This is a genomic window from Brevundimonas sp. UBA7664 (assembly GCF_002483305.1).
GTDB lineage: Bacteria > Pseudomonadota > Alphaproteobacteria > Caulobacterales > Caulobacteraceae > Brevundimonas.
This window is the reverse complement of the sequence record NZ_DLHQ01000014.1, coordinates 20,798-47,660: the sequence shown is the minus strand read 5'-3', so window position 1 is coordinate 47,660 and position 26,863 is coordinate 20,798. Positions and strand designations below refer to the sequence as shown.

At 69.4% G+C, this 26,863-nt stretch carries 28 protein-coding genes and 1 tRNA gene; 19 read left to right on the top strand and 10 right to left on the bottom strand.

The annotated features are described in order from the left end of the window. Positions 1–17: 17 nt before the first annotated feature. Genes B2742_RS02420 through B2742_RS02410 form a run of 3 tightly spaced genes read left to right on the top strand, consistent with a single transcriptional unit; the run spans position 18 to position 2,724 of the window. The gene (locus tag B2742_RS02420) at positions 18–1,208 is read left to right on the top strand and encodes a glycine C-acetyltransferase (RefSeq protein WP_292062530.1); all 1,191 of its coding nucleotides are present in this window, start codon (positions 18–20) and stop codon (positions 1,206–1,208) included. An 11-nt stretch (positions 1,209–1,219) separates the two neighbouring features. Beyond that, positions 1,220–2,260, top strand: a complete 1,041-nt coding sequence (gene tdh / locus B2742_RS02415; protein WP_349681110.1) for an L-threonine 3-dehydrogenase — start codon at positions 1,220–1,222, stop codon at positions 2,258–2,260. A gap of 11 nt (positions 2,261–2,271) precedes the next feature. Then, the gene (locus B2742_RS02410) at positions 2,272–2,724 is read left to right on the top strand and encodes an opioid growth factor receptor-related protein (protein ID WP_292062522.1); all 453 of its coding nucleotides are present in this window, start codon (positions 2,272–2,274) and stop codon (positions 2,722–2,724) included. A gap of 4 nt (positions 2,725–2,728) precedes the next feature. Here the strand turns inward: B2742_RS02410 and B2742_RS02405 are convergent, their stop codons facing one another. Continuing rightward, the gene (locus B2742_RS02405) at positions 2,729–3,115 is read right to left on the bottom strand and encodes a hypothetical protein (protein WP_292062518.1); all 387 of its coding nucleotides are present in this window, start codon (positions 3,113–3,115) and stop codon (positions 2,729–2,731) included. 118 nt (positions 3,116–3,233) lie between these two features. Continuing rightward, positions 3,234–4,253 (bottom strand): DNA topoisomerase IB, encoded by a 1,020-nt coding sequence (locus B2742_RS02400; protein WP_292062515.1) that lies wholly within the window; start codon positions 4,251–4,253, stop codon positions 3,234–3,236. A 124-nt stretch (positions 4,254–4,377) separates the two neighbouring features. Here B2742_RS02400 and rlmJ point away from each other — a divergent pair, with 124 nt between their 5' ends. Beyond that, positions 4,378–5,199 carry a 23S rRNA (adenine(2030)-N(6))-methyltransferase RlmJ gene (gene rlmJ, locus B2742_RS02395; protein ID WP_292062513.1) on the top strand — a complete coding sequence of 274 codons (822 nt, stop codon included), beginning with the start codon at positions 4,378–4,380 and terminating at the stop codon, positions 5,197–5,199. Between the two features lie 4 nt (positions 5,200–5,203). On the opposite strand, the gene B2742_RS02390 is transcribed toward rlmJ, so the two are convergent. Then, positions 5,204–5,512, bottom strand: coding sequence for an antibiotic biosynthesis monooxygenase family protein (locus B2742_RS02390; RefSeq protein ID WP_292062511.1), 309 nt, complete (start codon positions 5,510–5,512; stop codon positions 5,204–5,206). 73 nt (positions 5,513–5,585) lie between these two features. On the opposite strand from B2742_RS02390, the gene B2742_RS02385 reads away from it, so the two are divergent. After that, positions 5,586–6,275, top strand: a complete 690-nt coding sequence (locus tag B2742_RS02385) for a glutamine amidotransferase-related protein (protein ID WP_292062506.1) — start codon at positions 5,586–5,588, stop codon at positions 6,273–6,275. Positions 6,276–6,302: 27 nt separating this feature from the next. Continuing rightward, complete coding sequence (locus B2742_RS02380; RefSeq protein ID WP_292062504.1) at positions 6,303–6,635, top strand: hypothetical protein; 333 nt, start codon at positions 6,303–6,305, stop codon at positions 6,633–6,635. Here the strand turns inward: B2742_RS02380 and hemF are convergent. Beyond that, positions 6,632–7,510 carry an oxygen-dependent coproporphyrinogen oxidase gene (gene hemF, locus B2742_RS02375; protein ID WP_292062502.1) on the bottom strand — a complete coding sequence of 293 codons (879 nt, stop codon included), beginning with the start codon at positions 7,508–7,510 and terminating at the stop codon, positions 6,632–6,634. The genes B2742_RS02380 and hemF overlap by 4 nt on opposite strands. A 151-nt stretch (positions 7,511–7,661) precedes the next feature. Here hemF and B2742_RS02370 point away from each other — a divergent pair, with 151 nt between their 5' ends. Then, the gene (locus tag B2742_RS02370) at positions 7,662–8,927 is read left to right on the top strand and encodes a dipeptidase (protein WP_292062499.1); all 1,266 of its coding nucleotides are present in this window, start codon (positions 7,662–7,664) and stop codon (positions 8,925–8,927) included. Between the two features lie 182 nt (positions 8,928–9,109). On the opposite strand, the gene B2742_RS02365 is transcribed toward B2742_RS02370, so the two are convergent. Continuing rightward, entirely contained in the window at positions 9,110–9,547 is a 438-nt protein-coding gene (locus B2742_RS02365) for a tRNA (cytidine(34)-2'-O)-methyltransferase (protein WP_292062496.1), read from the bottom strand. A gap of 196 nt (positions 9,548–9,743) precedes the next feature. Between B2742_RS02365 and petA the strand changes: the two genes are divergently transcribed. From petA to B2742_RS02320, 9 genes are all read left to right on the top strand, one after another. Then, positions 9,744–10,283 (top strand): ubiquinol-cytochrome c reductase iron-sulfur subunit, encoded by a 540-nt coding sequence (gene petA / locus B2742_RS02360; protein ID WP_292062494.1) that lies wholly within the window; start codon positions 9,744–9,746, stop codon positions 10,281–10,283. An 11-nt stretch (positions 10,284–10,294) separates the two neighbouring features. Continuing rightward, positions 10,295–11,596 (top strand): cytochrome b, encoded by a 1,302-nt coding sequence (locus tag B2742_RS02355; protein ID WP_292062491.1) that lies wholly within the window; start codon positions 10,295–10,297, stop codon positions 11,594–11,596. Positions 11,597–11,604: 8 nt separating this feature from the next. Then, positions 11,605–12,477 carry a cytochrome c1 gene (locus tag B2742_RS02350; protein ID WP_414633034.1) on the top strand — a complete coding sequence of 291 codons (873 nt, stop codon included), beginning with the start codon at positions 11,605–11,607 and terminating at the stop codon, positions 12,475–12,477. A 122-nt stretch (positions 12,478–12,599) separates the two neighbouring features. After that, on the top strand, positions 12,600–13,175 hold the full coding sequence (locus tag B2742_RS02345; RefSeq protein ID WP_292062489.1) for a DUF1579 domain-containing protein: 576 nt from the start codon (positions 12,600–12,602) through the stop codon (positions 13,173–13,175). A gap of 76 nt (positions 13,176–13,251) precedes the next feature. After that, positions 13,252–14,919, top strand: a complete 1,668-nt coding sequence (locus B2742_RS02340) for a M28 family metallopeptidase (protein WP_292062488.1) — start codon at positions 13,252–13,254, stop codon at positions 14,917–14,919. An 84-nt stretch (positions 14,920–15,003) separates the two neighbouring features. Then, complete coding sequence (locus B2742_RS02335) at positions 15,004–16,623, top strand: M28 family peptidase (RefSeq protein ID WP_292062481.1); 1,620 nt, start codon at positions 15,004–15,006, stop codon at positions 16,621–16,623. Next, positions 16,620–17,009 carry a RidA family protein gene (locus B2742_RS02330; protein WP_292062479.1) on the top strand — a complete coding sequence of 130 codons (390 nt, stop codon included), beginning with the start codon at positions 16,620–16,622 and terminating at the stop codon, positions 17,007–17,009. Before B2742_RS02335 ends, B2742_RS02330 begins: the two co-directional genes overlap by 4 nt. A gap of 77 nt (positions 17,010–17,086) precedes the next feature. Next, a complete protein-coding gene (locus B2742_RS02325; protein WP_292062476.1) occupies positions 17,087–17,515 on the top strand; it encodes a thiol-disulfide oxidoreductase DCC family protein in 429 nt (142 codons plus the stop codon). After that, positions 17,512–19,161, top strand: coding sequence for an SDR family oxidoreductase (locus tag B2742_RS02320; RefSeq protein WP_292062474.1), 1,650 nt, complete (start codon positions 17,512–17,514; stop codon positions 19,159–19,161). The genes B2742_RS02325 and B2742_RS02320 overlap by 4 nt, the downstream gene beginning before the upstream one ends. Here B2742_RS02320 and B2742_RS02315 read toward each other — a convergent pair. The 4 genes from B2742_RS02315 to B2742_RS02300 form a co-directional block, all read right to left on the bottom strand. Continuing rightward, the gene (locus tag B2742_RS02315; RefSeq protein WP_292062472.1) at positions 19,142–20,266 is read right to left on the bottom strand and encodes a beta-ketoacyl-ACP synthase III; all 1,125 of its coding nucleotides are present in this window, start codon (positions 20,264–20,266) and stop codon (positions 19,142–19,144) included. The genes B2742_RS02320 and B2742_RS02315 overlap by 20 nt on opposite strands. Before the next feature lie 90 nt (positions 20,267–20,356). Continuing rightward, positions 20,357–21,214: an HpcH/HpaI aldolase/citrate lyase family protein gene (locus B2742_RS02310; RefSeq protein WP_292062470.1), complete on the bottom strand. Its 858-nt coding sequence runs from the start codon at positions 21,212–21,214 to the stop codon at positions 20,357–20,359. Continuing rightward, positions 21,214–21,891: an SDR family NAD(P)-dependent oxidoreductase gene (locus B2742_RS02305; protein WP_292062467.1), complete on the bottom strand. Its 678-nt coding sequence runs from the start codon at positions 21,889–21,891 to the stop codon at positions 21,214–21,216. The genes B2742_RS02310 and B2742_RS02305 overlap by 1 nt, the downstream gene beginning before the upstream one ends. Before the next feature lie 96 nt (positions 21,892–21,987). Then, a complete protein-coding gene (locus tag B2742_RS02300; protein WP_292062464.1) occupies positions 21,988–22,479 on the bottom strand; it encodes a GAF domain-containing protein in 492 nt (163 codons plus the stop codon). 266 nt (positions 22,480–22,745) lie between these two features. On the opposite strand from B2742_RS02300, the gene B2742_RS02295 reads away from it, so the two are divergent. After that, a complete protein-coding gene (locus tag B2742_RS02295; RefSeq protein WP_292062462.1) occupies positions 22,746–24,224 on the top strand; it encodes a tetratricopeptide repeat protein in 1,479 nt (492 codons plus the stop codon). A 12-nt stretch (positions 24,225–24,236) separates the two neighbouring features. Further along, positions 24,237–25,724, top strand: a complete 1,488-nt coding sequence (locus tag B2742_RS02290; protein ID WP_292062459.1) for a hypothetical protein — start codon at positions 24,237–24,239, stop codon at positions 25,722–25,724. Here B2742_RS02290 and B2742_RS02285 read toward each other — a convergent pair. Next, positions 25,722–25,794, bottom strand: a tRNA-Ile gene (locus B2742_RS02285). The two genes, B2742_RS02290 and B2742_RS02285, sit on opposite strands and share 3 nt — an antisense overlap. Positions 25,795–26,003: 209 nt before the next feature. Between B2742_RS02285 and B2742_RS02280 the strand changes: the two genes are divergently transcribed. Continuing rightward, entirely contained in the window at positions 26,004–26,798 is a 795-nt protein-coding gene (locus tag B2742_RS02280) for an SIMPL domain-containing protein (RefSeq protein ID WP_292062456.1), read from the top strand. Positions 26,799–26,863 lie beyond the last annotated feature (65 nt).

The window sequence follows — 26,863 nt, the reverse complement described above, 5'->3', positions numbered from 1 at the left end:
GGCGTAGCGGAGCGCCCATGACAGCCAGTTTCCATGACCGCGTCCGCGCGGAACTCGCCGACATCGACGCCCAGGGCCTGACCAAGCCCGAACGCATCATCGCCTCCCGCCAAGGGCCGGTGATCAAGGTCGGCGGGCGCGACGTCCTTAACTTCTGCGCCAACAATTATCTCGGCCTCGCCGGCGACGAGCGGGTGACGCAGGCGGGGATCGAAGCGCAGCGAACATGGGGGGCCGGCACGGCCTCGGTCCGCTTCATCTGCGGCACGCTGGAGATCCACAAGGAGCTGGAGCGCGCCGTCGCCGACTATCTCGGTTTCGAGGACACGATCCTGTTCGCGGCCGCCTTCGACGCCAACGGCGGCATCTTCGAGCCCCTGTTCGGGGCCGAGGACGCGATCGTTTCCGACAGCCTGAACCACGCCTCGATCATCGACGGCGTCCGGCTGTGCAAGGCCAAGCGCTATCGCTTCGCCAACTCGGACATGGACGACCTCGAGACCCAGCTGAAACAGGCCCGGGCCGACGGCGCGCGCGAGATCGTCATCGCCACCGACGGCGCCTTCTCGATGGACGGCTATATCGCGAAGCTGAAGGACATCCGGGCGCTGGCCGACAAATACAGCGCCCTGATCATGGTCGACGATTGCCACGCCACGGGCTTCCTCGGCCCGCAGGGCCGTGGCTCCTATGCCCACCACGGGGTCGAGATCGACTTCCTGACCGGCACCTTCGGCAAGGCGCTGGGCGGGGCCATGGGCGGCTTCATCTGCGCGACGTCGGAGGTCGTGGCCCTGCTGAAACAGCGGGCGCGGCCGTATCTGTTTTCCAACGCCCTGGCTCCGGCCGTGTGCGGCTCCAGCCTCGAGGCGATCCGCATCGCCGGCGGCGACGAGGGCGACGCCCTGCGCCAACAGCTGTTCGCAAACGCGGTCCGCTATCGGGCCGCCATGAGCGAGGCGGGCTTCACCCTGTTGCCCGGCGAGCACCCGATCATTCCGGTGATGCTCGGTGATGCGAAACTGGCCCAGGATTTCGCTGCCAGGGCCCTTGAGCTCGGCGTCTATGTCATCGGCTTCAGCTTCCCGGTGGTGCCGCGCGGCCAGGCCCGCATCCGCACCCAGATGTCGGCGGCGCATACCTTCGAACAGATTGATCAGACGGTCGCGGCGTTCACGACGGCCGGCAAGGAATTGGGAGTTATCTGATGGCGGACACCATGAAGGCCCTGGCCAAGACCCGGCCGGGCGTCGGCCTCGAGCTGATCGACGCTCCCATTCCGGTCGCCGGCGACGAGGACGTGCTGATCCGCGTCAAGCGCACCGCCGTCTGTGGCACCGACATCCACATCTGGAACTGGGATGAATGGTCCCAGAAGAATGTCCCGGTGCCGATGATCACCGGCCATGAGTTCTCGGGCGAGATCGTCGCCATCGGCAAGGACGTCGACCGCCGCCTGAAGGTCGGCCAGCGCGTCTCCGCCGAAGGGCACGTCATCGACCTGAACTCCGAAGCGGCCCGGGCGGGCCATTTCCACCTCGATCCCGACACCCGCGGCATCGGCGTCAACCGTCAGGGCGCCTTCGCCGAGTTCGTCGTGGCCCCGGCCTTCAACGTCATCGAGCTGCCCGACGACGTGCCCTATGAGATCGGCTCGATCCTCGACCCGTTCGGCAACGCCGTGCACACGGCCCAGCAGTTCGACCTGCTGGGCGAGGATGTGCTGGTCACCGGCGCCGGGCCGATCGGCATGATGGCCGCCGCCGTCGCCCGCCACGCCGGCGCCCGCACCGTGGTCCTGACCGACATCAATGACTTCCGCCTCGAGCTGGCCCAGAAGGTCGCGCCGGGCGTCCGCACCGTGAACACCACCCGTGAAGATCTGCATGACGTCATGCACGAGCTCGGCCTCAAGGTCGGCTTTGACGTGGCGCTGGAGATGTCGGGCTCGCCGATCGCCTTCAAACAGTGCGTCGACACCCTGATCATGGGCGGCGGCATGGCCATGTTGGGCATTCCGTCGAAGCCGATGGAGACGGACTGGGGCGCCATCATCCTGAAGGCCCTGACCATCAAGGGCGTCTACGGGCGCGAGATGTTCACGACCTGGCGCAAGATGCTGGGCCTGCTCAAGGCCGGGCTCGACCTGCAGCCGCTGATCACCCACCAGATGGGCTATGAACGGTTCGAGGAAGGCTTCGAGGCCATGCGCTCCGGCCAGTCGGGCAAGGTCGTGCTCAACTGGGACAAGGCGGCCTGAGGGCGACCGCCATGGTCGCCCGTCCCATCGTGATGTTTCTGGAGGGCGAGGGCACGGACGCGCGCGGCCGCTCCGTGTTCGACATCATTTCGATGAACGACGTGGCGATCGAGCGGACCCACGATTTCATCCAGTGGCTGTTTCCCCTGCCGGAGCCTTCGGCGGCCATACCGGATTCGCCGGTGCTGACGCCGCAGGACATCCAGGCCATTCGTGTCTCGGAACTGGCGCCGATCGCCCTGGCCGCCGGCACCGATCGCATGGCCGCCTTCTACCAGGCGACCCACGAATGGCTGATGCCCAACGACCATAACCATCGGCGCATCACCCGGATCATCCGCTCGCTGCGGCTGCTGGTCGGCGACGCCGAGGCGGACGCCTTCCATGCCTTCATCCTCGCCCGGGTCGAGGCGACGCAGGCGCCGGTCAGCGCCCGCAGTCGCGGCTACTGGGCGACGGCCTGACGAATCAGGCGGCCGCGTCCTTCGCCATCGTCGCCTTGAAGACGATGATCACGAACACCGCCATCGACGCCACCAGCATGATCTCCGAGGCGATCATCCCCGGCAGGAACAGGGGCCGCTGCAACAGCATCAGGGTCAGGGAGGGCATGAGGATCAGGAAGCCGAGGACCGACAGGACGAAATGGGTCATCGGCAGCCAGCCCCGGGCGACGGCGGGGAAGGCGCGGTAGAACAGGCCGAACAGCATCATCGAGGCGAAGCCGAGCAGATTGATGTGGGCGTGAACCGGCCTCAGCACGAAGTCCTGATTGGCGCCCATCCAGACGCCCAGCGCCATGCCGACAAGGGCGGACAGTGCGCCCAGGCGTAGGAAATTATTCGATACGAACATTCTGGTCCCTCCAACGAAGGGCGGTCGTAAACCGCCGTTCTCCCCAAGGATCAAGTTACATCCGATTCAGTTCCGGGGCGCAAACCGGGCGCGCAAGGCGGCCGGTCCGGCGCCGGAGTCAGGCCGACAAGGCCTTGCCCAGGGCGCGTTCGAAGCTTGCGGCCGCCGGGCCCGGGAGGCGCTCGGCCAAGCGCCCGCTCTCGTACAGATCGAACACCGCCGGATGTACATAGGACGATCGGCACACCGTCGGCGTATTGCCCAGCAAGCCGGCCACCGCCTTCACGCAGACGGTGATCCGCCGCTTCGCCTCGGTCGGGGAGGCCGGCGGCTCCGCCTCGCGCAGGGCTCGCGCGGCCGAGACGGTCCCGGCCCAGGTGCGAAAATCCTTGGCCGAGAAGCCCTCGCCCATGGCCTCGCGGATATAGGCGTTCACATCGTCCGAGGTGATGGGGCAGAGGGCGCCGCCGGCGTCCCGGTATTTGAACAGCTGCTGGCCCGGCAGGTCGCGCAGGGAGCGGACCACCGTGGCCAGCCGCCGGTCGCGCACCCGGACCTCGTGCTCGATCCCGCTCTTGCCCTTGAAGGCGAAGGTCAGGGCGGTTCCGGTCAGGTCGAGGTGACGCTTGTTCAGGGTGGTCAGGCCGTAGGACCGGTTCTGCTTCGCATACTGGGCGTTGCCGACGCGGATCAGGGTGATCTCGAGCAGCCGGACGGCGGTGGCGATGACCTTGTCGCGCGAGACGCCGCGCCGGTTCAGATCGGCCTCGACCCGTTTGCGCAGCTTCGGCAAGGCCCGGGCGAACTCCGGCAGGCGTTCGAACTTGCTCTGCGAAGCGTGACGGCTCCAGCCGTCGTGATAGCGATACTGTTTGCGGCCCTTCATATCCCGGCCGGTGGCCTGGATATGGCCGGTGGCGCGGGGGCAGATCCAGACGTCGGTCCAGGCGGGCGGTATGGCCAGCGCCCGTATGCGATCCAGCACCTTGCGGTCGCGGATGAGCCGGCCCTGGGCGTCGTGGTAGGCGAAGCCCTTGCCGGACGGCGTGCGCGTCAGGCCCGGATGTGCGTCGCTGCAATATGTCAGGCCATGGGGGACTTCGGCCCGGCTCGCGACCTCGAGGGCGTCGTGGGACATCAGCGTCGTCCCCGGGATGAATTCGACGCCATGTCAGCCTCTTGCGGATTTGCGGAGCGCCAACGTTGACCGGGGACCGCCGGTTCCCCTTGACCGGAGAGCCGGGTCGCGGGAGGGCAGGGCGATGAACTATCGCCACAGCTTTCACGCCGGAAACTTCGCCGACATCGTCAAACATGCGCTGCTGCTCTGGCTGCTGGAGCGGCGGCGGGCGCAGGGGCCGGTCAGTGTCATCGACACCCACGCCGGGGCCGGGCTCTACGACCTGACGGGAGACGCCGCGCGGTCGAAGGAGGCGGAGGCGGGGATCGCGCGGTTGATGGCGGCCGGAGACCGGCCGCCGCTGATCGAGGCGCTGGCGGCCGAGGTGGGGCGGCTCAATCCGGAGGGCGGGGCGCGCCTCTATCCGGGGTCGCCGCTGCTGATCGCCGGGCGGCTCGGCGAAGACGACCGCTATGTCGGGTTCGAACTGCATCCGCCGGTGCTCGATCTGCTGACCGAGGCGCTGGAGGCGTTTCCGCAGGCCATGGCCCAGGGCGGGGACGGCTATGACCAGGCGCTGACCTGGGCGGCGGAGGCGACGGGCGCCTTCGTCCTGATCGATCCGCCGTTTGAACAGCCGGACGACTACCATCGCGCCGCCGATACGGCCGCCGCCATCGCCCGGGCCGATCCGCGGGCGATGGTGGCGATCTGGACGCCCCTGAAGGACATGGAGACCTTCGACGGCTTCCTGCGCCGGCTCGACAAGGCCGGGATCAAGCGGGCGCTGGTCGCCGAGGCGCGGCTGCGGACGTTGAGCGACCCGATGAAGATGAACGGTTGCGCGGTGGTGGTGCTGAACCCGCCGCCGGGGGCCGAGGCGGCGGCGAACGAGGTCTGTGGCTGGGTGGCGGCGACCTTGGGCGGCGAGGGCGCGCGTTCCGAGGTCTGGTTTACGGGCTGAGCCGTTACTCGATGACCTCGCCGGCCTCGTAGAGGTGCGGTTCGAAGGTGGCGATGGCCATGATCGGCTCCATGGCGGCGTTGGTGGCGGCGCTGCGGGCCATGGCCTTCCAGTCCTCGCGGGACCGCCAGACGGCGTGGACCGCCGCCACCTTGCCGTTGAGGCCCCGGTGCAGGGTCGCCGAGATGAAGCCATCGGCCTCGCGCTGGGTCCGGACCATGACGGCCAGCAGATCCATGAGCGCGTCCTGCCGCTCGGGCTGGCAGCGATAGACGTTGATCAGGACGACGGGATCGGCGGCTGCTTCGGTCATGGCGCGCCCCATAGCGGATCGCCCTTCCGCCGTCTTGCGCGATCACCCATATCCACCGGACGAGGAGCCCCGAATGACCCGAATCGCCATCCTGGAGACCGGCGCGCCGCCGCCGGCGCTGGCCGCCCAACACGGCGACTATCCGGCCATGTTCCGCGACCTGTTGGGCGAGGGGTTCGCTTTCGAGACGTTCGATGTCCAGGCCGGACAGTGGCCGGACCCGATGGCCTTCGACGCGGCGATCATCACCGGCTCGGCGGCGGGGGTGTATGAGACGGAGGCATGGATCGGCGACCTGCTGGACTGGATCCGCGCGGCGAAGGGCCGGACGCGGCTGGTCGGGGTCTGTTTCGGTCATCAGGCGATGGCCCAGGCGCTGGGTGGACGGGTCGAGAAGTCGGACCGGGGCTGGGGCGTGGGCCTGCACCGCTATCAGGTCGCGTCGCCCGAACCGTGGATGACGCCGGCGGCGTCGGCGGTCGCCATTCCGGCCTCGCATCAGGATCAGGTGGTCGAGAAGCCGGACGACGCGCGTGTGCTGTTGCGCAGCGATTTCACGCCGTTCGCGGGTCTGGCCTGGGGCGAGGACGCGATCAGCTTCCAGCCCCATCCGGAGTTCACGCCGGCCTTCACGACCGAGCTGACGGCGGGGCGGCATGACCGGATCGATCCGGCGCTGGTCGCGCGGGCGGTCGACAGTCTGAAGGCGCCGGATGATCGGGCGATAGTGGGCGGGTGGATTTGCAACTTTCTGCGGCGCTAGCGCAATTTGGAGACGGGAAGGACCGATGTGACGTTCGTGACCTGGCTCTTCAATCCTTGGGACTACGGTGATGCGGCGCTGCTCTTCGCTGCGGTCGTAGTGGCGGTTTCCCTCGCGGTGTCGCCGTATCGAACACGACTGCCCGGCGGCTTTGCAGGCGTCAGCGTGGCGGCTGTCGTCACGACGATCTACATGGTCGGTGCAGTCGCCACGGCGGGGCCCGGGCCGTTGCTCCCGCTCGGGGCGATGTTGCTGTTCCTGCCGGCTGTTGTGATTGCCTGCGTGATCATGTGGGCCACTGCGGATTTCGCGCATCGATCCCGGTCGGAGGACAGGCCCCAGAGCACCGACCAGCCCTAGGGCCACTTCACCACGGGCGGCATCGAGCTGAGGATCGACTCGACATTGCCACCGGTCTTGAGGCCGAACATGGTGCCGCGGTCGTAGAGCAGGTTGAACTCGACATAGCGGCCGCGGCGGATCAGCTGTTCCTCGCGCTCTTCGGCGGTCCATGGTTCGCCCATGCGACCGCGCACGATCCGCGTATAGACGTCGAGGAAATTCACGCCGACGTCGCGGGTGAAGGCGAAGTCGCGGGCCCGGTCGCCGCTGTCGTGGTGGTCGTAGAAGATGCCGCCGGTGCCGCGCGGCTCGTTGCGGTGGGGCAGCCAGAAATACTCGTCACACCAGGCCTTGAACTTCGCATGCCAGGCGGGGTCGTGGGCGTCGCAGGCGGCCTTCATGGCGGCGTGGAAGGCGAGGGTGTCGGGGGCGTCCGGGCGGCGGTCGACGTCGAGCACGGGCGTCAGGTCGCCGCCGCCGCCGAACCAGCTTTTCGTGGTGGCGATGAAGCGGGTGTTCATATGCACGGCCGGGACGCGCGGGCTGACCGGATGGGCGATCAGGCTGATGCCGGTGGCGAAGAAGCGGGGATCGTCGGCGGCGCCGGGGACGCCCTTGGCATAGTCGGCCGGGAAGGTCCCGTGCACGGTCGAGACGTGGACCCCGACCTTTTCGAACAGCCGGCCATGCATCATGCCCATGACGCCGCCGCCGCCCTCCGGCCGCTCCCAGGGCGTCCGCACGAAGCGGCCCGGTTCGCCGGGGAAGAGGTCGGCGGCGGCTTCGTCCTCGAGGGCCTCGAAGGCGGCATGGATGCGGTCGCGCAGGGTCTCGAACCAGGCGCGAGCTTCGGTCTTCTGTTGATCGAGGGACAGGTCGTTGGCGGTGATCATGGGCCTCCTGTAAGTGGTCTGGCCGGACGGGAGAAGAGTGGCGCGGTCTCCCTCCCCAGGGGCAGGGGAGGGAGAAGGCTTGGTCGTCAGCCGCCGCTTGCCTTCGCCGCCTCCTCTGGCACTGTCCGCCATCGCCATCCGGGAGCCCGCCATGATCCGCACCGTCCTTCTGTCCTCCGTCGCCGCCGTATTGATGGCGGGGCCCGTGCTGGCGCAGGCGGCGGATCCCGGCGAGGCGCGGGCGCGGCGGATCCTGGAGCGGACGCCGCTGATCGACGGTCACAACGACCTGCCCTGGGCTCTGCGCCAGAACCACGGCAACGATCCCCATGCCGTCGACCTGACGGCCAATCTGGACGACTCGACCCGGTTGCACACCGACATCCCGCGGCTGCGCGCTGGCGGCGTGGGCGCGCAGTTCTGGTCGGTCTATGTGCCCGCCTCGATGAGCCCGCCCGATGCGGCGGTGGCGACCTTCGAGCAGATCGACACGGTCAAGCGGATCGTCGCCGCCCATCCCGGGGTCTTCGAGATCGCGACCACCGCCGCCGACATCGAGCGCATCCACCGGCGGGGAAAGATCGCCAGCCTGATCGGGATGGAGGGCGGCTATTCGATCGATGATTCGCTGGGCCTGCTGCGCGAGTTCTACGACTCCGGGGCCCGCTACATCACCCTGACCCACTCCCGCACCACCACCTGGGCCGACAGCGCCACCGACGCGCCGAAATGGGGCGGACTGTCGCCGTTCGGCGAGGATGTGGTGCGCGAGATGAACCGGCTGGGGATGATGGTCGACCTGAGCCATGTCTCGGAAGAGACCATGCTGGACGCCATGCGGGTGTCGGACGCGCCGGTGATCTTCTCCCATTCCTCGGCCCGGGGCGTGACCGACCATCCGCGTAATGTGCCCGACAGCGTGCTGCGGCTGATGGCCGAGGACGGCGGGGTGGTGATGGTCACCTTCGTGCCAGGCTTTGTCTCCGAGACGGTGCGGGCGTGGAGCGCCGACCGATCGGCCGAGGCCGCGCGACTGGCGTCGCTGAACCCCGGCGATCCGGGCGCGGTGACGGCCGGCATGACGGCGTGGATGGCGGCGCACCCGATCCCGACGGCGACGATCGCCGATGTGGTCGCCCACATCCAGCATGTGCGCGACGTGGCGGGGATCGATCACGTCGGCCTCGGCGGCGATTTCGACGGGGTCGACGCCCTGCCGGTCGGGCTGGAAGGGGTGGACGCCTATCCCCGGCTGCTGGCGGCCCTGATGGCGAACGGCTGGAGCGAGGCGGATATCCGCAAGCTGGCGGGCGAGAATGCGCTGCGGGTGATGCGCGCGGTGGAGGCGGTGGCGGCGAGCAAGCGCGGGGCGCGGCCGGGCCTGGCGCAACTGCCGGCGGCGGGGGCGCCGGAGTAACCCTCTCCCCTTGGGAGAGGGCTTGAGCCTCCGGGAGCGTAGCGATCGGCAAGGCGAAAGGGTGAGGGTCGATCAGCGGCCGTCGGCGAAGCCGTGACACGACCGGAGCGGCGGCTTACGCCGACTGAACCCGCCGACCCTCATCCGGCCCTGCGGGCCACCTTCTCCCAACGGGAGAAGGATCAGGATTGCCGCAACCCCTCCCACAAGGCGATCCCGGCGCTGACCGACAGGTTCAGCGAACGCGCTCCGGGCTGGATGGGAATCACCACGCGGGCGTCGGCGGCGTCGTGCACGAAGTCCGGCGCGCCCGACGGTTCGCTGCCGAACAGCAGGACATCATCCGGCGCGAAGACGAATTCGTTCAAAGGCGTCGCGCCCTTCGTCGTGAACAGGATCAGCCGGCCGGGGCCGCGATCGCGCTGGAAGGCGGACCAGTCGGCGTGCCGCGTCATATGGCCCAGCGGGCCGTAATCCAGTGCGGCGCGCTTCATCGCCCGGTCGTCGAAACGGAAGCCGGCGGGCTCGATAATGTGCAATTCCACCCCGAAACAGGCGCTCAATCTGATGCAGGCGCCGACGTTCTGGGGAATGGCCGGTTGAAAAAGGGCGAGACGCATTCTAAGGCCCTCATACGCGCGGCCCGGAGGCTTGTCGCGGTTCGAATTGCGACTGTTTCTCAAGTGGACAGCGCGACTTGCGGCGATGGGCCGCAAAGCCGGGCCGGGCGAGTTTCGCGGGAAGCCGCTAAAGAACGGCAGCGTTGCAGCGGCGGGGCCAAGGGCCGTGTCGTCAGCGTCTCAGGAGAACGAATCGGTGGCTGAAGACCAGGGCGATCCGCACAACCCGGATCCCAACCGCAGAGATTTTATCCATATCGCGGCCGGCGCGGCCGCTGTGGGGGCCGGAGCCATGATGGCCTGGCCGTTGATCAATTCGATGAACCCGGCCGCCGACACACTGGCGCTGGCGTCGATCGAATTCGACATGACCAAGGTCCAGGAGGGCCAGCAGGTCGTGATCAAATGGCAGGGCAAGCCGGTGTTCGTGCGCTATCGCACCCCGGCCGAGCTGCAGCGGGTCATCGCCGACAACAATGCGCGCGACCTGAAGGAGCCGCAGACGGACGCCGAGCGGACCAAGGCCGGTCACGAGCCGTATCTGGTCGTGCTGGGCAACTGCACCCACCTGGGCTGTATCCCGACCTTCGGCACGGGCGATTTCGGCGGCTGGTTCTGCCCCTGCCACGGGTCGCACTACGACGCCTCGGGCCGCATCCGTAAGGGCCCCGCGCCCCTGAACCTCGTCGTGCCGGAGTATGAGTTCCTCTCCGACACCCGCATCAAGATCGGCTGAGGGCGAGACCGATGAGCGATCACGAATCCACCTACGTCCCCAAGACCGGCATCGAGAAATGGCTCGACACCCGTCTGCCGATCGTCCGCTTCGGCGCTGACTATATGGCCCTGCCGACCCCCAGGAACCTCAACTACTGGTGGACCTTCGGCGGCATCCTGGCTCTCTGCCTGGTCATCCAGATCGCCACCGGCGTGATCCTGGCCATGCACTATGTGCCCAACACCGAGATGGCCTTCGCCTCGGTCGAGCGGATCATGCGCGACGTCAACGGCGGCGACATCATCCGCTACACCCACGCCAACGGGGCCTCGATGTTCTTCATCGCGGTCTATCTGCACATGCTGCGCGGGCTGTACTACGGCTCGTACAAGGCGCCGCGCGAGATGATCTGGATCATCGGCTGCCTGATCTTCTTCCTGATGATCGCCACCGCCTTCCTGGGCTACGTCCTGCCGTGGGGCCAGATGTCCTACTGGGGCGCCGAGGTGATCACCAATCTGATCGGGGCCATCCCGGTCATCGGCGAGCCGGTCCTGATCTGGCTGCGCGGCGGCCCGGCGATCGACAACGCCACGCTGAACCGCTTCTTCTCGCTGCACTATCTGCTGCCGTTCGTCATCGCCGGCTGCGTGGTGCTGCACCTCTGGGCGCTGCACGCCGCCGGTCAGAACAATCCGGTCGGCATCCTGATCCCGAAGGACCGGGAGAAGAAGGACACCCTGCCGTTCCACCCGTATTTCACGGTCAAGGACGGCTTCGCCATCATCCTGTTCCTGATGCTGTTCGCCCTGTTCGTCTTCTTCATGCCGAACGCCCTGGGCCACGCCGACAACTACATTCCGGCCAATCCGCTGGTGACGCCGGCGCACATCGTGCCCGAGTGGTACATGCTGCCGTTCTACGCCATCCTGCGCGCCATCCCGGACAAGTTCGGCGGCGTGGTGGCGATGTTCGGCGCCATCGGCGTGCTGTTCGTCCTGCCGTGGCTGGATACGTCCAAGGTGCGCTCGATGCGCTACCGGCCGACCATGCGCGCCTTCTTCATCATCTTCGTGCTCGTCGGCCTGATCCTGGGCTGGTGCGGGGCGCAGCTGCCGGACGCGCCGGTGATCGGGGACTTCAAGACCTTCATCCTGATCGACGGGGATCTGAACAGCTATCTCTGGCTGACCCGGTTCGCCACGGCCTACTATTTCGCCTTCTTCCTCATCATCATGCCCCTGGTGGGCCTGCGCGAGACGCCGCTGCCGATCCCGGCGACGATCTCCGAGCCGGTCCTGTCCGGTGGCGACGCCGAGATGAAGGGCTGAGCGCGACCATGACCCTCCAGATGAATATCCGCGCCATGAAGAAGACCCTGGTCCTGATCGCCGCCGCCGCCGGCCTGACCTTCGCGGCCCAGCCGGCGCTGGCCGAGGGCGGGGCGCATGCGCTGCGCAGCGGCGGCTTCAGCTTCGAGGGGCCGTTCGGCAGCTTCGACCAGGCCCAGCTGCAGCGCGGCTACAAGGTGTACCGCGAGGTCTGCGCCTCGTGCCACGGCATGGAGCTGATGCATTTCCGCACCCTGGCCGAGCCGGGCGGGCCCTTCTATGACCCGCACCAGGCCAATCCGGCCGAGAACCGCTTCGTCAAGGCCCTGGCCAAGGAAACGCAGATCGCGGACATCGACACCGAGACCGGCGAGCCGGTGATGCGCGACGGCACTGCCGCCGACCGCTTCCCCAGTCCCTATCCGAACGCCACGGCCGCGGCCGCTGCCAACGGCGGGGCGGCCCCGCCCGACCTGTCGGTCATGGCCAAGGCGCGCCACGACGGCGCCAACTACATCTATTCGCTGCTCACCGGCTATGCGGCTGTGCCGCAGGGCCTGCAGATCCGTCCCGGCCAGTACTACAACGAATATATGGCGGGTGACCTGACGCCCTTCATGCCCGAGGGCGCCCATGTGCCGCCGGGCGGCTTCATCGCCATGCCGAACCCGCTGGCCGACGGTCAGGTGACCTATGACGACGACACCGTCGCCTCGGTCGACCAGATGGCCAAGGACGTGGCCGCCTATATCGCCTGGGCCTCGGATCCGAAGCAGATCCAGCGCAAACAGACCGGTCTGGGCGTGCTGATCTTCCTCTTCATCTTCGCGGGGGTGACCTATGTCAGCTACCGCCGGATCTGGAACGGCGTGGCCCACTAGGCCTGCCGGCAATACCCGAAAGTCAGACCCGCCGGCGCCGCAGCGCCGGCGGGTTTTTCATGCCCGCTTGCCGCCATGCAAAAAGTGCTTTATGAAACAAAGTGAAGAGGTGGAGGATGGTCATGCAGTCCGGTTTTCGCGTTTCCCTGATGGCGCTCGCCGCCAGTTTCGTCGTCGCGACGACGGCGTCGTCCCAGGCCGTGTATCCGGTCGGCACCGCCGAGCAGCGGGCCGCCATGGAGCGTCTGTCATGGATGGACGGCGAGTGGGTCGGCGAGGCCACCGTGTCGATGGGCCCGGGTCAGGGGATGACCCATCCCCACACCGAACGCATCGGCCCGATGCTGGGCGGCTCGATCAAGGTGATCGAGGGACGTAGCGCCAATGCGGACGGCTCGGCGGGATTCAACGCCTTCGCCGTGGTCTCGTGGGACGAAGAGACCGACCGTTACATGATGCGGTCCTACGCCAACGGTCAGGCAGGGGATTTTCCGCTGGAGGCCACGGACGACGGCTTTCGCTGGTCGACGCCCGCCCGGGGCGGCGAGGTGCGCTATGTCACCACCTTCAGGGACGGCGAATGGGTCGAGACCGGCGACTTCGTCATGCCGGGCCGGGACCCGATGAGGGTGATCGAACTGCGCCTGCGCCGTCGCGGCGACAGCGACTGGCTGGCGGCCGATCCCGTCCTGCCCTGACCCGGGGTCGCATCGACAGGCGCAAGGCGGCGCCCTAACGTCCGGGCCCTGTTTCCGGCTGAGGGTGTTTCCGTCCATGCGTCTGTTTTCGACCGCCGCCGTGCTCGCCGCCGGCGCCCTGATCTCCGCCTGCGCCACCATGGAAGGCGGCGCCGTCGCGCCGCCGGCCGCCGCCGCGTTCGACGCCGCGCGCCTGTCGGAACACGCCCGCATCCTGTCCGACGACAGTTTCCAGGGCCGCGGCATCGCCACGCCGGCCGAGGAGATGACCATCCGCTATCTGAGCGAGCAGTACGCCGCGGCGGGCTTCGAGCCCGGCGGGACGAACGGCGGCTGGACCCAGGCGGTCGAGCTGAGCCGGTTCACGGCCTCGAACATCCGCGCGAGCTTCAAGGTCGGCGGCGAGACCATCCCCCTGACCCAGGGCCAGGAGGTGGTCATCTCGACCCGCCTGCCCGGGACGCGCGTCGACCTGACCAACGCGCCGCTGGTCTTCGTCGGCTACGGTATCACGGCGCCCGAACGGAACTGGGACGACTTCAAGGGCGTCGACATGCGCGGCAAGATCCTGGTCGTGCTGGTCAATGACGCCGACTTCGAGGATCCGTCGCTGGACACCTTCAACGGCCGGGCGATGACCTATTACGGGCGCTGGACCTACAAGTATGAGGAGGCGGCCCGACAGGGCGCCGCCGGGGTCATCGTCGTGCACGAGACCGCACCGGCCTCCTATGGCTGGGCGACGGTGCAGAACAGCTGGTCGACGCCGCAGTTCGACATCGTCCGCGAGAACGCCGCGGCCGAACGTATTCCGGTTGAGGCGTGGATGCAGCGCGACGTGGCGGTGGACCTGTTCCGCCGCGCCGGTCTCGACTTCGAGGCGCTGAAGGTCAGCGCGCGGAGCCGCGACTTCCGGCCCGTGCCGCTGCCCGGCGCCAGCTTCAGCGGCGCCTTCGACGTCTCGACGAGCCGGGTCACCACGCACAATGTCATCGCCCGTCTGCCGGGCGCGACCCACCCGGACGAAACCATCCTCTATACCGGCCACTGGGATCACATCGGGGTCGGCGAGCCTGACGCCAACGGCGACACCATCTTCAACGGCGCCGTCGACAACGCCACCGGCACCGCCGGCCTGCTGGAGATGGCCCGCGTCTGGGGCGCGGGACCGCGGCCCGGGCGGTCGGTGGTGATGATCAGCTTCACGGCGGAGGAGAGCGGCCTGCTGGGGTCGGAATTCTACGCCGCCAACCCGATCTATCCGCTGGCCACCACCGTCGCCGGTTTCAACATCGACGCCATGAACGTCTACGGCCGCGTGACCGACGTCGACATCATCGGCTCGGGACAGTCGAACCTCGACGCGCGGATCACGGCGGAGGCCGCCCGTCAGGGCCGGATGGCCAGGCCCGACGCCAATCCCGCCTCGGGCAGCTATTTCCGCTCGGACCATTTCCCGCTCGCCAAGCGCGGCGTGCCGATGGCCTATGCCGACGGCGGCGGGGCCTTCCGCGACGAACCGGTCGCCGAGCGGAACGCGGCCCGTTCCGAATACGGCGCGCGTCGCTATCACCAGGCCGATGACGAATGGTCGCCCGACTGGGACCTGCGCGGTCAGGTCGAGGATCTGGAGATGATCTATGCGATCGGCCGTGATCTGGCGAACAGCCGCGACTGGCCGGAATGGATGCCGGGCTCGGAGTTCGGTCCGGCGCGGGCGAGCAGTGCGAGCCAGCGCCGCTAGTCTCCACATGACCAAAACTTAACACGCGGTCCGGCGGGACCGCCCTACAGTGCGCGCCATCAATCCGGGGATGGAGCCTCACCTATGTTTCGCAAAATGATGGGCGGCGTCGCCGTCGCCGCCGTGCTGCTGGCCGCCGGCATGGCTTCGGCCCAGGACGTGTCGGGCCAGCGCCTCAGCGACGGCATCCGCGAAATCAGCGCCGACGCCTACCAGGGTCGCTATCCCGGCACCGAGGGCGAGCGCATGACCCTGGCCTGGCTGCAGGCCCAGTACGAGGAAATGGGCATCGAGCCGGGCGGCCCGAACGGCCAGTGGACCCAGGCCGTCGAGCTGAAGCGCTATACGCCGGTCGCCGGCGCCGCCAGCGCCAGCTGGACCGGCCCCGACGGCGTTGAGCATCCGCTGGTCGCCGGGACCGACATCGTCATCCGCGCCGTCGCCAATGACGGCCGGGCCTCCATCGCCGGCGCCCCGGTCGTCTTCGCCGGCCACGGCATCTACGCCCCCGAGCGGAACTGGGACGACTACGGCGACCTCGACGTGCGCGGCAAGGTCGTGGTCGTCGTGCCGGGCGAGCCCGACGGCGACCTGTTCAACGGCGAATACGCCACCACCTACCAATCAAGCGCCTACAAGGCGGACGAGGCCTTCCGCCGCGGGGCCGCGGGGGTGATCACCCTGTGGGCCGACGCCAACACCTGGCAGCGGGCCGCCGCGGGCGGAAACCGCCAGCGCACCCTGACGCCGGGCGCCGCGGACCTGGAATTCGGCGCCGTAATGAACCACGAGGCCGCCATGGCGATGGCGGCCGCGGCCGGCCTGGGCATGGAGTCGTTCGGCGACATCGCCTCGGGCCAGTTCAAGGCCCGCGAGCTGACCGGGGTGACGATGTCGGTCGCCGCCGAGGAGACGATCGACTCCTTCACCACCCACAATCTCCTGGCCAAGATCACCGGCACGGAACGGCCCAACGAGACGATCATCTATTCGGCCCACTGGGATCACGTCGGCGGCGAGGCCCAGCATCCGACCGCCCCCGGCGACGACAAGATCTGGAACGGCGCCTGGGACAACGCCTCGGGCACGGTTGGCGTCGTCGAGGTGGCCCGCCAGTTCGCCGCCGCGCCGCGGCCCGAGCGCACGGTGGTCTTCGCCCACATGGCGGCCGAGGAAATGGGCCTGCTCGGCTCCTATGCCTACGCCGCCGACCCGGTCTATCCGCTGGAGACCACGGTCGCGGATATCAACATCGACATGCTGCCGCTGTCGGCCCCGACCCGGGACCTGGCCATCTTCGGCAAGGGCCAGAACGACCTCGAGGACCGGCTCGAGGTCCTGGCCCAGGCCGAAGGGCGCTATGTCACCGACGATCGTGAGCCGGAGCAGGGCTATTACTACCGCTCGGACCACTTTCCCTTCGCCCGTGCCGGCGTGCCGGCCCTGATGCCGTGGCACGGCGTCGATCTGGTCGAGGGCGGGGTCGCCGTCGGCCAGCCGGAGTACACGGCCAAATTCACCGCCGACTATCACAAGGCGTCGGACGAATGGTCGCCTGAACTGGACTTCCGCTCGGCGGTCGAGAACCTGAACCTGCTGGTCCAGCTGGGCAGCCAGCTGGCCAATGGCGAGGAGTGGCCGACGTGGAAGCCGAGCTCGGAGTTCGCCGTGGTCCGCGCCCGCTCGGACGCCGCCCGCCATTGACCGCGACGATACGGCCCCTGACCGGCGACGGCTCGCCGCCGGTCGAGGGGTCGTATCCGCAGGCCGTCGAGGTCGTCTCGCCGACCCGCTGGCTCTATCTGTCGGGCCAGATCCCGGTGGCGCCGGACGGCTCGCTGGCGGCCGATTTCACCGGTCAGTGCGAACAGGTGTGGTCGAATATCGAGACCCAGCTGGCCGCCGCCGGGATGACGCTCGACAACCTCGTCAAGGTCACGACCTTCCTGTCGGACCGGTCGTATGCGCTGGAGAACCGCGCGGTGCGGCTGCGCCGGCTGGCGGGGCGGCAGCCGGCGCTGACGGTGATCGTGACGGGGATTTTCGACGAGGCCTGGCTGGTCGAGATCGAGGCGGTGGCGGCGGGGTAGGCCCAGTCCTCCCCTGAAGGGGAGGAATGTCGGATTGCCGCGTTGCTCCTGCGCGCCAACCATCCCACTGTCCGGCCATGAGCCGCTGGTCGCCACAGCCCGCCCCTGATGAGCCCGACGGTCTGATCCTGTTCGACGGGGTGTGCGTGTTCTGCTCGCGCTGGGTGCGGTTCGTGATCGACCGCGATCCGGCGCGGCGGTTCCGCTTCGTGGCCATCCAGTCGGACACGGGCCGGACGTTGGCGGCGCGGTACGGCATCGATCCCGAGGCGCCGCAGACCAATGCGGTGGTGAGGGGCGGACGCATCTTCTTCAAGTCGGACGCGGCGTTGACCGTGCTGGGCCAGTTGGCGGCGACGCGGCCGCTGGGGTGGCTGAAGGCTGTGCCGCGCGTCTTGCGGGACCCGGTCTATGACCTGATCGCCCGGAACCGGTACGCCATCTTCGGGCGGACGGAGGCCTGCATGGTCCCCTCGGCGGAAGACCGGGCGCGCTTCATCCCATGAGGCGGGTGCTGGTCATCGGCGCGGGCGGGGTGTTCGGGTCGCGGCTGTGCGAGGGCCTGTTGCGCCACGGTTTCGAGGTGGTCGTGGCGGGGCGGGACCGGGCGCGGGCGGAGCGCGTGGCCGCACGGCTGCGGGCGGCGTTTCCTGACCGCCGGATTGAGATCGCCACGCTGGACACCGCGACCCTGACGCCCGGCGATCTGAAGGCGACGGGCGCGACGATCGTGGCCGACGCCGCCGGGCCGTTCCAGGGGGCCGAGCCGACGACGGCGCGGGCGGCGATCGCGGCGGGACTGTCCTATGTCGACCTGGCCGACGGGCGCGATTTCGTGGCGGCCTTTCCGGCGCTGGACGCGGCGGCGCGGGCGGCGGGCGTCGTGGCGCTCACCGGGTGCAGCTCGACGCCGGCCCTGTCGAACGCCGTGCTGGACCGGCTGACGGAGGGGTGGCGCGAGGTGGTTTCGGTCGAGGCGGCGATCTCGCCGGGGGCGCGGGCGCCGCGCGGGCTGTCGGTGATGCGGGCCATCCTGTCGTGGCTGGGGCGGCCGGTGCGGGTGTTCGAGGGCGAGGCGTGGACCGTGCGGCCGGGCTGGAGCGGGCTGTATCGCCGCGACTTCGGGGCGGCGGGGCGACGCCGGGTGTCGCTGTGCGAGACGCCGGACCTCGACCTGTTTCCGGCCCGCTTCGCGCCGCGCGGGCGGGCCCTGTTCCTGGCCGGGCTGGAGCCGTGGCCGGCGCATGTCGGGGCCTGGGGTCTGGGGCTGGCGGTGCGGCGGTTCCGGTTCGATCCGGTGCCTCTGGCGGGATGGCTGATCCGGGTGTCCGGCTGGGCGTCGGTGGTCGGCTCGGACCGGGGCGCGATGCGGGTCGAGGCCTGGGGCGTGGACGGCGAGGGCCGGGCGACGCGGGCGGTCTGGCGGCTGGTCGCCGAGCCGGGCGAGGGGCCGGTGACGCCGAGCCTGCCGGCGCTGTCGGCGATCCGGGTGATCGCGGCGGGGCGGGTCGCGCCGGGGGCGGGGCCGTGTGTCGGGGTGCTGACGCTGGAGGACATCGTCGCCGAGATGGCGCCGCACGGGCTGGCCACGGAGACGGCGGTGGAGCGCGGCGCGATCCATGCGCGGGCCATCGGACCGGCGTTCGACGCCCTGCCGGCGGCGATCCGCGAACTGCATGAGACGCCGGGCCGGTCGCTGTGGCGGGGCGAGGCGATGACCGAGGGCGCGTCAGGGCCGCTGGCGGCGCTGGTCGCCGGGATCGTGGGCTTTCCCAAGGCGCAGGCGGCCTGCGCGGCCGAGGTGGCGATCGAGGCCGACGGCGAGCGGTCGGTGTGGCGGCGGCGGATCGGCGGCCATCGCTTCGCCAGCGTCCTGTCCCACCCGGGCGGCGGGCGGGTGCGGGAGCGGTTCGGGCCGGTCAGCATGGACCTGTCGCTGACCCCGGAGGGCGGGCGGCTGGTCTATCGCGTCGAGGGCTGGCGGCTGGGGCCGGTCCCCCTGCCGCGCGCGCTCGGGCCGTCGACGCGGGCGCATGAAGAGGTCGACGCCGAAGGCCGGTTCGTCTTCGACGTCGAGATTTCCCTGCCGCTGATCGGGCGGCTGGTGCGCTATCGCGGCTGGCTGGCGCGGGTCAGCCGGCCCGCTTCCTGACGAAGACCGTCCCGGCCGAATAGCCGGCGCCGAAGCTGCAGATCAGGCCGACATCACCCGCCGCCATGTCCTGCTGGCGCAGGTGGAAGGCGATGATCGACCCGGCCGAGGAGGTGTTGGCGTATTCGTCGAGGATGATGACGTTCTCCTCGGGCGTCGGCTCACGGCCCAGCACCTTGCGGCCGATGAACTGGTTCATGTTGATGTTGGCCTGGTGCAGCCACATCCGCTTCAGGGTCGTGGGATCGACGCCGAGGTCGGCGGCGTGGGCGACGATCATCTCGGAGACCATCGGCACCACGTCCTTGAACACCTTGCGACCCTGCTGGACGAACAGCTTGTCGGCCGCGCCGATGCCTTCCGGCGCGGCGTTGTTGAGGAAGCCGAAATTGTTGCGGATGTTGTTGGAGAAGACCGTCTTCAGCCGCGTGCCGAGGATGTCCCAGCCGCCGGGTCCGGCCTGGTCCGAGGCCTCGACGATGACGGCGGTGGCGACGTCGCCGAAGATGAAATGGCTGTCGCGGTCCTTGAAGTTCAGATGGGCCGAGCAGACCTCGGGATTGACCATCAGCACAGCCTTGACCGAACCCGAGGCGATGAAGTCGGCGGCGGTCTTGATGCCGAAGGTGGCGGAGCTGCAGGCCACATTCATGTCGAAGGCGAAGCCGTCGATGCCCAGGGCCTGCTGCACCTCGATCGACAGGGCCGGATAGGGGCGGGGCATGTTGGACGCGGCGCACAGGACGGCGCCGATCTCGCTGACCGGCTTGCCCCAGGCGGCGATGGCCTCGCGCGCGGCGGCGACGGCCATCTCGGCCATGATCGACAGCTCGTCGTCGGCGCGCTCGGGGATGTTCGGCGCCATGCGGGCGGGGTCGAGAACCCCGGCCTTGTCGAGCACGAAGCGGCTCTTGATGCCCGAGGCCTTCTCGATGAACTCGACCGAGGAGGGGGTCAGTTCGGCGACGTCGCCCTCGAGGATTTCCGCGGCGTGGTCGGCGTTGAACTGCTCGGCATAGGCATTGTAGGCGGCGACCAGCTCGGCGTTGGAGATCGACTGTTCGGGGGTGAACAGGCCGGTGGCGGCGATAACGGCATTGGTCATAAGGGAGGCCCTAACGCTCGGCTCCCGGCCTTCGCCGGGATGACGGCCGGCGCCTCGCTGCTTGAGGGCCGGGTTGTGTTTCTGGACGGACTAGATAGGCGGGACCGGGGGCCGCGTCGAGGCCGCCTCATGCCGTGCCAGCAGGCGGTGGGCGGCGTCGAGGTGGAGGCGTTCGACCATGCGGTAGCCGACGCGGATCGCGCCCTTGCCCTCGGCGTCGGCGGAGGCGAAGGCGGCGACGACTTCGCGGGCTTTCGCCACCTCTTCGGGCGAGGGGCTGAAGGCGGCGTTGGCGGCGTCGATCTGGGCCGGGTGGATCAGGCTCTTGCCGTCGAAGCCGAAGGCGCGGCCCTGCCGGCATTCGGCCTGGAGCCGGTCGGCGTCGTCGACCGCATTGACCACGCCGTCGATGGCCAGCAGGCCGTGGCCGCGGGCGGCCGCGACGACGGCGGCCAGCCAGGGCTTCAGCGGGTCGCGGTCGGGGCCGAGGACGAGGTTCATCCGCTCGCCGAAGTCGTTGATCCCCAGCATCAGGGCGGCGAGCGGGGCGCCGGCCCCGGCGATGGCGTCCAGCCGCAGCACCGACAGCGGGGTCTCGATCATGATCCAGAGATCCGCGCCGGCCGGGAGACGGGCGGCGACCGCGCGCACGGCCTCGGGGCTTTCGATCTTGGGGGCGACCACGAAGTCGGGTTTGTGGACGCAGAGGGCGGTCAGGTCATCCGCGCCCCACGGCGTGTCGAGGCCGTTGATCCGGACCCCGACCCGGCCGCCGAATCCGCCCGCCGAAAGGGCGTCGACAGCGGCCCGTCGCGCCCCGGCCTTGGCGTCCGGGGCGACGGCGTCCTCGAGGTCGAGGATCACGGCGTCGGCGCTCAGGCCGCGCGCCTTCTCGATCGCGCGCGGATTGCTGGCGGGCAGATAGAGGACCGAGCGGGTGAGCTGCATCAGACGCGGCCGGTGACCGGGATCAGGGCGCCGGTGACGGCCCGGCTGTCCGGCGAGGCGAGGAACAGCATGACGCGGGCGAGATCGGCGGGGGCGACCCATTTGGCTGGGTCGGCGTCGGGCATGTCCTTGCGGTTCTGGGCGGTGTCGAGGATCGAGGGCAGGACGGCGTTGACGGTCACCGACGTGTCCTTGAGCTCTTCGGCCAGGCTTTCGGTGAGGCGGTGGACCCCGGCCTTGGAGGCGGCGTAGGCGCCCATGCCGGCGGCGGCCTTGAGCGCGCCATTGGCCCCGACATTGACGATCCGGCCCTCGTCGGAGCGCTTCAGATGGGGCAGGGCGGCGCGGCTGGCGTTGAGGGCGGTGGTGACATTGAGGGCGAACATCTTCGCCCAGGCGGGTTCGGCGTCGTCGACGGTCTGCCAGACGAAGCCGCCGGCGATGTTGAGCAGGGCGTCGAGGCGGCCGAAATGCGCGGCGACGGCGTCGATGGCCCTGGCCGCCGAGGCGGGGTCGGTCAGGTCGACGCCGCCGAGCTCCAGTACGCCGTCGGGGACGGACTGGCCGGCGGCGTGGTCGATCACCGCGACCCGGAGCCCGTCGGCGAGGGCCGCCTCGACCACGGCGCGGCCGAGGGCGCCGTGGCCCCCGGTGACGGCGATCACCCGATCAGACATTTCGCAGCTCCAAGAAATCACAGTCCGAAGCGTCCAATGCCACGGACCGCGCCGAAGGAAAAACACCGTCCGAAGCGTCCACTCCGTCCGCTCCGCTCAGCCGAAGACCCTGGCCATCAGCCCTTCGAGAGCATGGGCGTCCACTGCGTCAAAAGCGGACGTCTCGGTCGCGTCGACGTCGAAGACGGCGATCAGGGCGCCCGAGGCGTCCAACACCGGCACGACGATCTCGCTGGCCGAACGGCTGTCGCAGGCGATGTGGCCGGGGAAGGCGTGGACGTCGTCGACGATCTGCGTCGCCCGATCCCGCGCCGCCGCGCCGCAGACGCCGCGGCCGAAGGCGATTCTCAGACAGCCAAGGGTGCCCTGATAGGGGCCGACCACCAGTTCGTCGGCCTTGTCCGGGTCGACGACGTAGAAGCCGGTCCAGAAGAAGACCGGAAAGGCGTCGGCCAGCATGGAGGCGACGGTGGCCATGCGGGCCGTGCGATTGGGCTCGCCCTCCAGCACGGCCAGGATTTCGGCCTCGACCTCGGCATAGCGGGCAGCCTTGTCGGCGGGGCGGTCGTCGCGGGCGACGTAGGACATGCGGGGGCTCCGGAAGGGTCGGCCGGACGCATATAGGAGGCCTTTGGTCGGCTGGCGAGGGGGCGATTTCGCCTCACAGGCGAGTAGGCAAGCCTCTGATTCCCGTGGACAACTAATCCCCCGTCATAAAAAGGCCGCGGTCCGGCAACGCTTTGTCGGAAACCAGCGTTTACCTTGACAGATGGTTAACTGGACCGGACTGTCTCCGTCGCGCAAAGCTTGTGCGAAAGGGGCTCAGTCGCCCGCGTTGACGTGCGAGGGGGAGTATGAGCGAGGGTCGATCCAACCAGGAAGACGGCTCCCGTTTCGGTCGCGGCCGCGGACCCGTGGCCATTGCGGCGGTCGCCGGCGTGCTGGCGCTCGCCGCTCTCGGCATGGTGTCGTGCGGCGATCGGGGGGGCGTGCAGTTCTGGCAACGCGATGCCGCGACATCCAACGCGTGCCCGCGTCCCGCGTCCCTGACGGGGTCCGAGTTTAACGCCCAGGAAACCGGCCTGCGGGCGCTGCGCCGCGCGGCCTTCCGCGGCGACTTCTTCGCCCAGCTGGAGCTGGGCGGCCGCTATGCGGCGATCCGGGCCACCGACAAGAACATCGAGGACCCGATCGAAAGCGCCACCTGGTACGCCATGGCGCTGGCCAATGACGAGGGCTACGCCCCGATCAACCGCGTCGACCGCGGCGGGTTCGGCGGCTGGCGGCCGCTGTCGAAATACGACGACTGCCGCGCCTGGGAGCGGCACACGGCCTATCAGCGGCTGGATCGCCAGCTGGGCCAGATGACCCGGGAAGAGCAGGAGGCGGTGCGCGACCGCGTCATCTATGTGCTGTCGACCCAGGACGCCTATGGCTACCGCACCCTGGCGCGGCTGCATGACGGCCTGTACGGCCCGTTCGGCGAGCCCGAGGACAACCGCGAGGCCCGCGAGGCCTGGGGCCGCAACGCCGGCGGCAACAGCCGCGATCGCAATCGCCGCGGCTATTACGCCGCCACCAACCTGTTCCAGCGCAACGACGTCGACGCCTATCTGTACAACTACCTCGCGGTGCAGACCGGCGACGTCGGCGCCTATGTGCTGCTGAAGGATTTCGAGCGCTCGGCGCCGAGCCGCGACACCTATCAGCGGTTCGTCGAGACCAAGGCGCGGCAATGGACGCCGCCGTTCGAATTCTATCCCAACACCGCGCCGCAGTCGGGCGTGCCCTTCTCGGACGAAAGCCGTCCGCGCGGGGACGCCTATGAATATGCGCTGGGCCGGATGGGGACCGAACTGCCGTTCCTGCATGTCGGCCGGGCGCTGCGTTACCTCGGAGTGAGCGACACCGTCGCCCAGCGGCCCGAGGACCTGTCCAAACGCCAGGTCGAGACGCTGGAGGCCATGCTGGGCCATCCGATGGAGGGCCGGCTGTCCTATCTGGAGCGCGTTCGCGCCATCCAGATGGCCGCCATCAACGGCTCGTCGGAAGCCCAGCTGGTGCTGGCGGTGATGTACGCCGAGGGCGTCGGCCTGCCGGCCGACTACGCCCGCGCCTTCAAATGGTTCGAGGAGGCGGCGCGCCAGGGCAGCCCCGAGGCCAAATTCGCCATGTCGAGCTATTTCGCGCTCGGCGTCGCGGGGGTGGCCGACCAGGACAAGGCCCAGGCCGTGGCCTTCCGCATCGACTCGGCCCTGTCCGGCTTCGGCCCCTCGGCCGGCCGCCTGCAGGCGGTGCTGGCCCAGGTCTCCCGTTCGCAGCAGCGCCGCTAGGAGGGCGGAAGCATGATCACCCACCGCACCGCTCTCAGCGTCATCGGCGGCGTCGCCGCCCTCGCCGCGGCCGTCACCGTCTTCGCCCTCGGCGAGGGGCCCGCCCACGCCCAGGTCGCGGCCAGGGTCGAAAGCCAGACGCGGCCGAATTTCGGCGTCCTTCTGGACCCGCCGACGCGCAGCTATCGCAACCGCGGCTCCAGCCACCGGCGCTATGACTATGGCCGTCACCGGCCCGATTGGCGGCCCGGTCCCTACCGGCCCGGCGGCGAGGAGATCGTGCTGATCGACTGCGGCGGCAATCCCGGGACCGGGGCGGTCGAGGACGCCGTGCGTCGTGTGCGGCCGGGCGGGACGCTGGTGATTCGCGCCCGCGGCGGCGCCTGCGTCGGCTGGCTCAACATCGACAAGCCGCTGACCATCATCGGCGAGGGCGGCTTTGATCCCCGTCGCTGGGACAGCCATCCCGAGCCGACCCTGATGGCGCCCGACGGCCTGCCGTGCATGACGGTGGCCCAGGGCGTGCGGGTCGAGATCCGCGACATGGTGTTCGGCTCGCCGCGCGCCGGCGACGCCGCCTGCATCGTCGGCTACGGCGCCGAGATCGTCATGAGCCGCGTCGGCTTCCGCCACGCGGGCGACGAGGCCGTCATCTACGCCGACGGCGGCCTGCTGGACATGCGCGACGTCATCATCGAGGCCGAGACCATCGCCCCGGCCATCGTCGCCGACGGCGCGGTGCTGACGGCCTGGGAAATGGTCGTCACCGGCGCCCAGTCGGGGCTGGAGCTGATCCCCGGCGCGGGCCAGACCTCGCGCCTGAACGCCGTCACCCTGAAGGGCACCGGCGCGCCCAACGCCTTCGGGCCGCGCTCGATCGGCATCGTGATCCGCTCGGGCCGCGAATACGGGCGGGTCGAGATCGAGAACACCGCCATCGTCGGCTATGTCGAGGGCGTGGCGATCGAGGGCGCCTCGGTCGAGATCAAGAACAGCCGCGTGGGCCGCTCCGACAAGGGGGTGGTGCTCTATAACGGCGAGCTGAGCCTGACCGACAGCCGCATCCGCGCCTCGACCGTCGGCGTCGCCGCCGCCTCGGGCCATGCGGTGGTGGTCAACAACGTCTTCGCGGGCGTGCGCGAGGTGATCTACGCCGAGAACCGCGCCACGGTGGAGGCCAGCGGCAACCGCGTGTGGTCGCAGTACATCTGCCGGCCGCAGTTCCGCGACCGCTACGCCGGCCGCTATGAGCCCTACTGGCGCCCCGGCCAGGGCTGGGAGTGTATGTACGGCTCCTATCCCCAGAACTGGTGGCAGGCTGAGGACGGCCTGCTGGGCCTGCCGTACCAGGACGACGGCTATCAGCTGGATGGCTACCGCGACTATCAGAGCGGGCGCGGCTGGTACGACCGCGACGGCCGATACATCCAGGACAACCGCTACCAGGGCGAGGACCGCTGGAGCCGCGGCGGCGGCGGCGGCGGGTTCTGGCGGCGGTAGGCGCGGAGGGACTCGAACCCCCAACCAGACCGTTATGAGCGGTCGGCTCTAACCATTGAGCTACGCGCCCTTCCGGGACGGGCCACCGGCCTAGCAGGCGGCCCGGCGGCTTGCCAAGCGTCATCGCGCCGCCGTTGACCTGTCGCCGATTTCACGCCGATGAATGGAACCTGCCAGGGGCGCCCGCGCGTTCATTCAGGCGGGAACGGCCAAGGTGCCGCCATGGTCTCCGCCCACTCTCGGGCGGCCGGCCCTTTCGCTTTCAGGAGAATTTCCGCCATGAACCGTCCCGCCGTCGCCGCCGCCCTTCCGGCCCTGTCCAACCGCATGCTGGTCATGACCGGCGCGGCCATGGCCGCCGCCGCCCTGCTGGTCGCTCCGGCCGCCCGGGCCCAGTCGCAGCCCGAGGGCGGCGCGCCGATGATGGTCCACGCCATGGCCAGTCAGCCGGCCCTGAACCTGTCCGCCTATGGCGAGGTCAAGACCGCGCCGGACATGGCCACCATCAGCTTCGGCGTCGTCACCGAGGCGACCACGGCCGCCGAGGCGATGCGGCTGAACGCGTCGCGGATGAACGAGGTGATGGCCGCCCTGCGCCGCGCCGGGATCGAGGCGCGCGACGTCCAGACCTCGGGCCTGAACCTCTCGGCGCAGTATGACTACGTCCAGAACGAACCGCCCCGGCTGCGCGGCTACCAGGCCAACAACCGGGTGACGGTGATCATCCACGATCTCAACGCCGTGGGCACGACCGCCGATGCGGTGGTCGCCGCGGGCGTCAACCAGATCGACGGCATCAGCTTCGGCCTGAAGGACCCGACCTCGGCCGAGAACCAGGCGCGCCAGATCGCCGTGCGCAACCTGCAGGCCAAGGCCTCGCTCTACGCCCAGGCGCTGGGCGTGCAGCTGGGCGGGATCCGCTCGCTGTCGGAAGGCGGCGGCTATTCGCCCCAGCCGCAGCCGATGTTCGCCCGCGCCGAAATGGCCATGGACTCGGGCGGCTCGACCCCGGTCGCGGCCGGTCAGCTGACGGTGCGGATCGACATCACCGGCGTGTATGATCTGAACCGCTGATGCGGTTTTGAGTGGCTGGTGACTAGTGACTAGTGGCCAGTGATTGGGGCTGGTGGGCGCGTGCT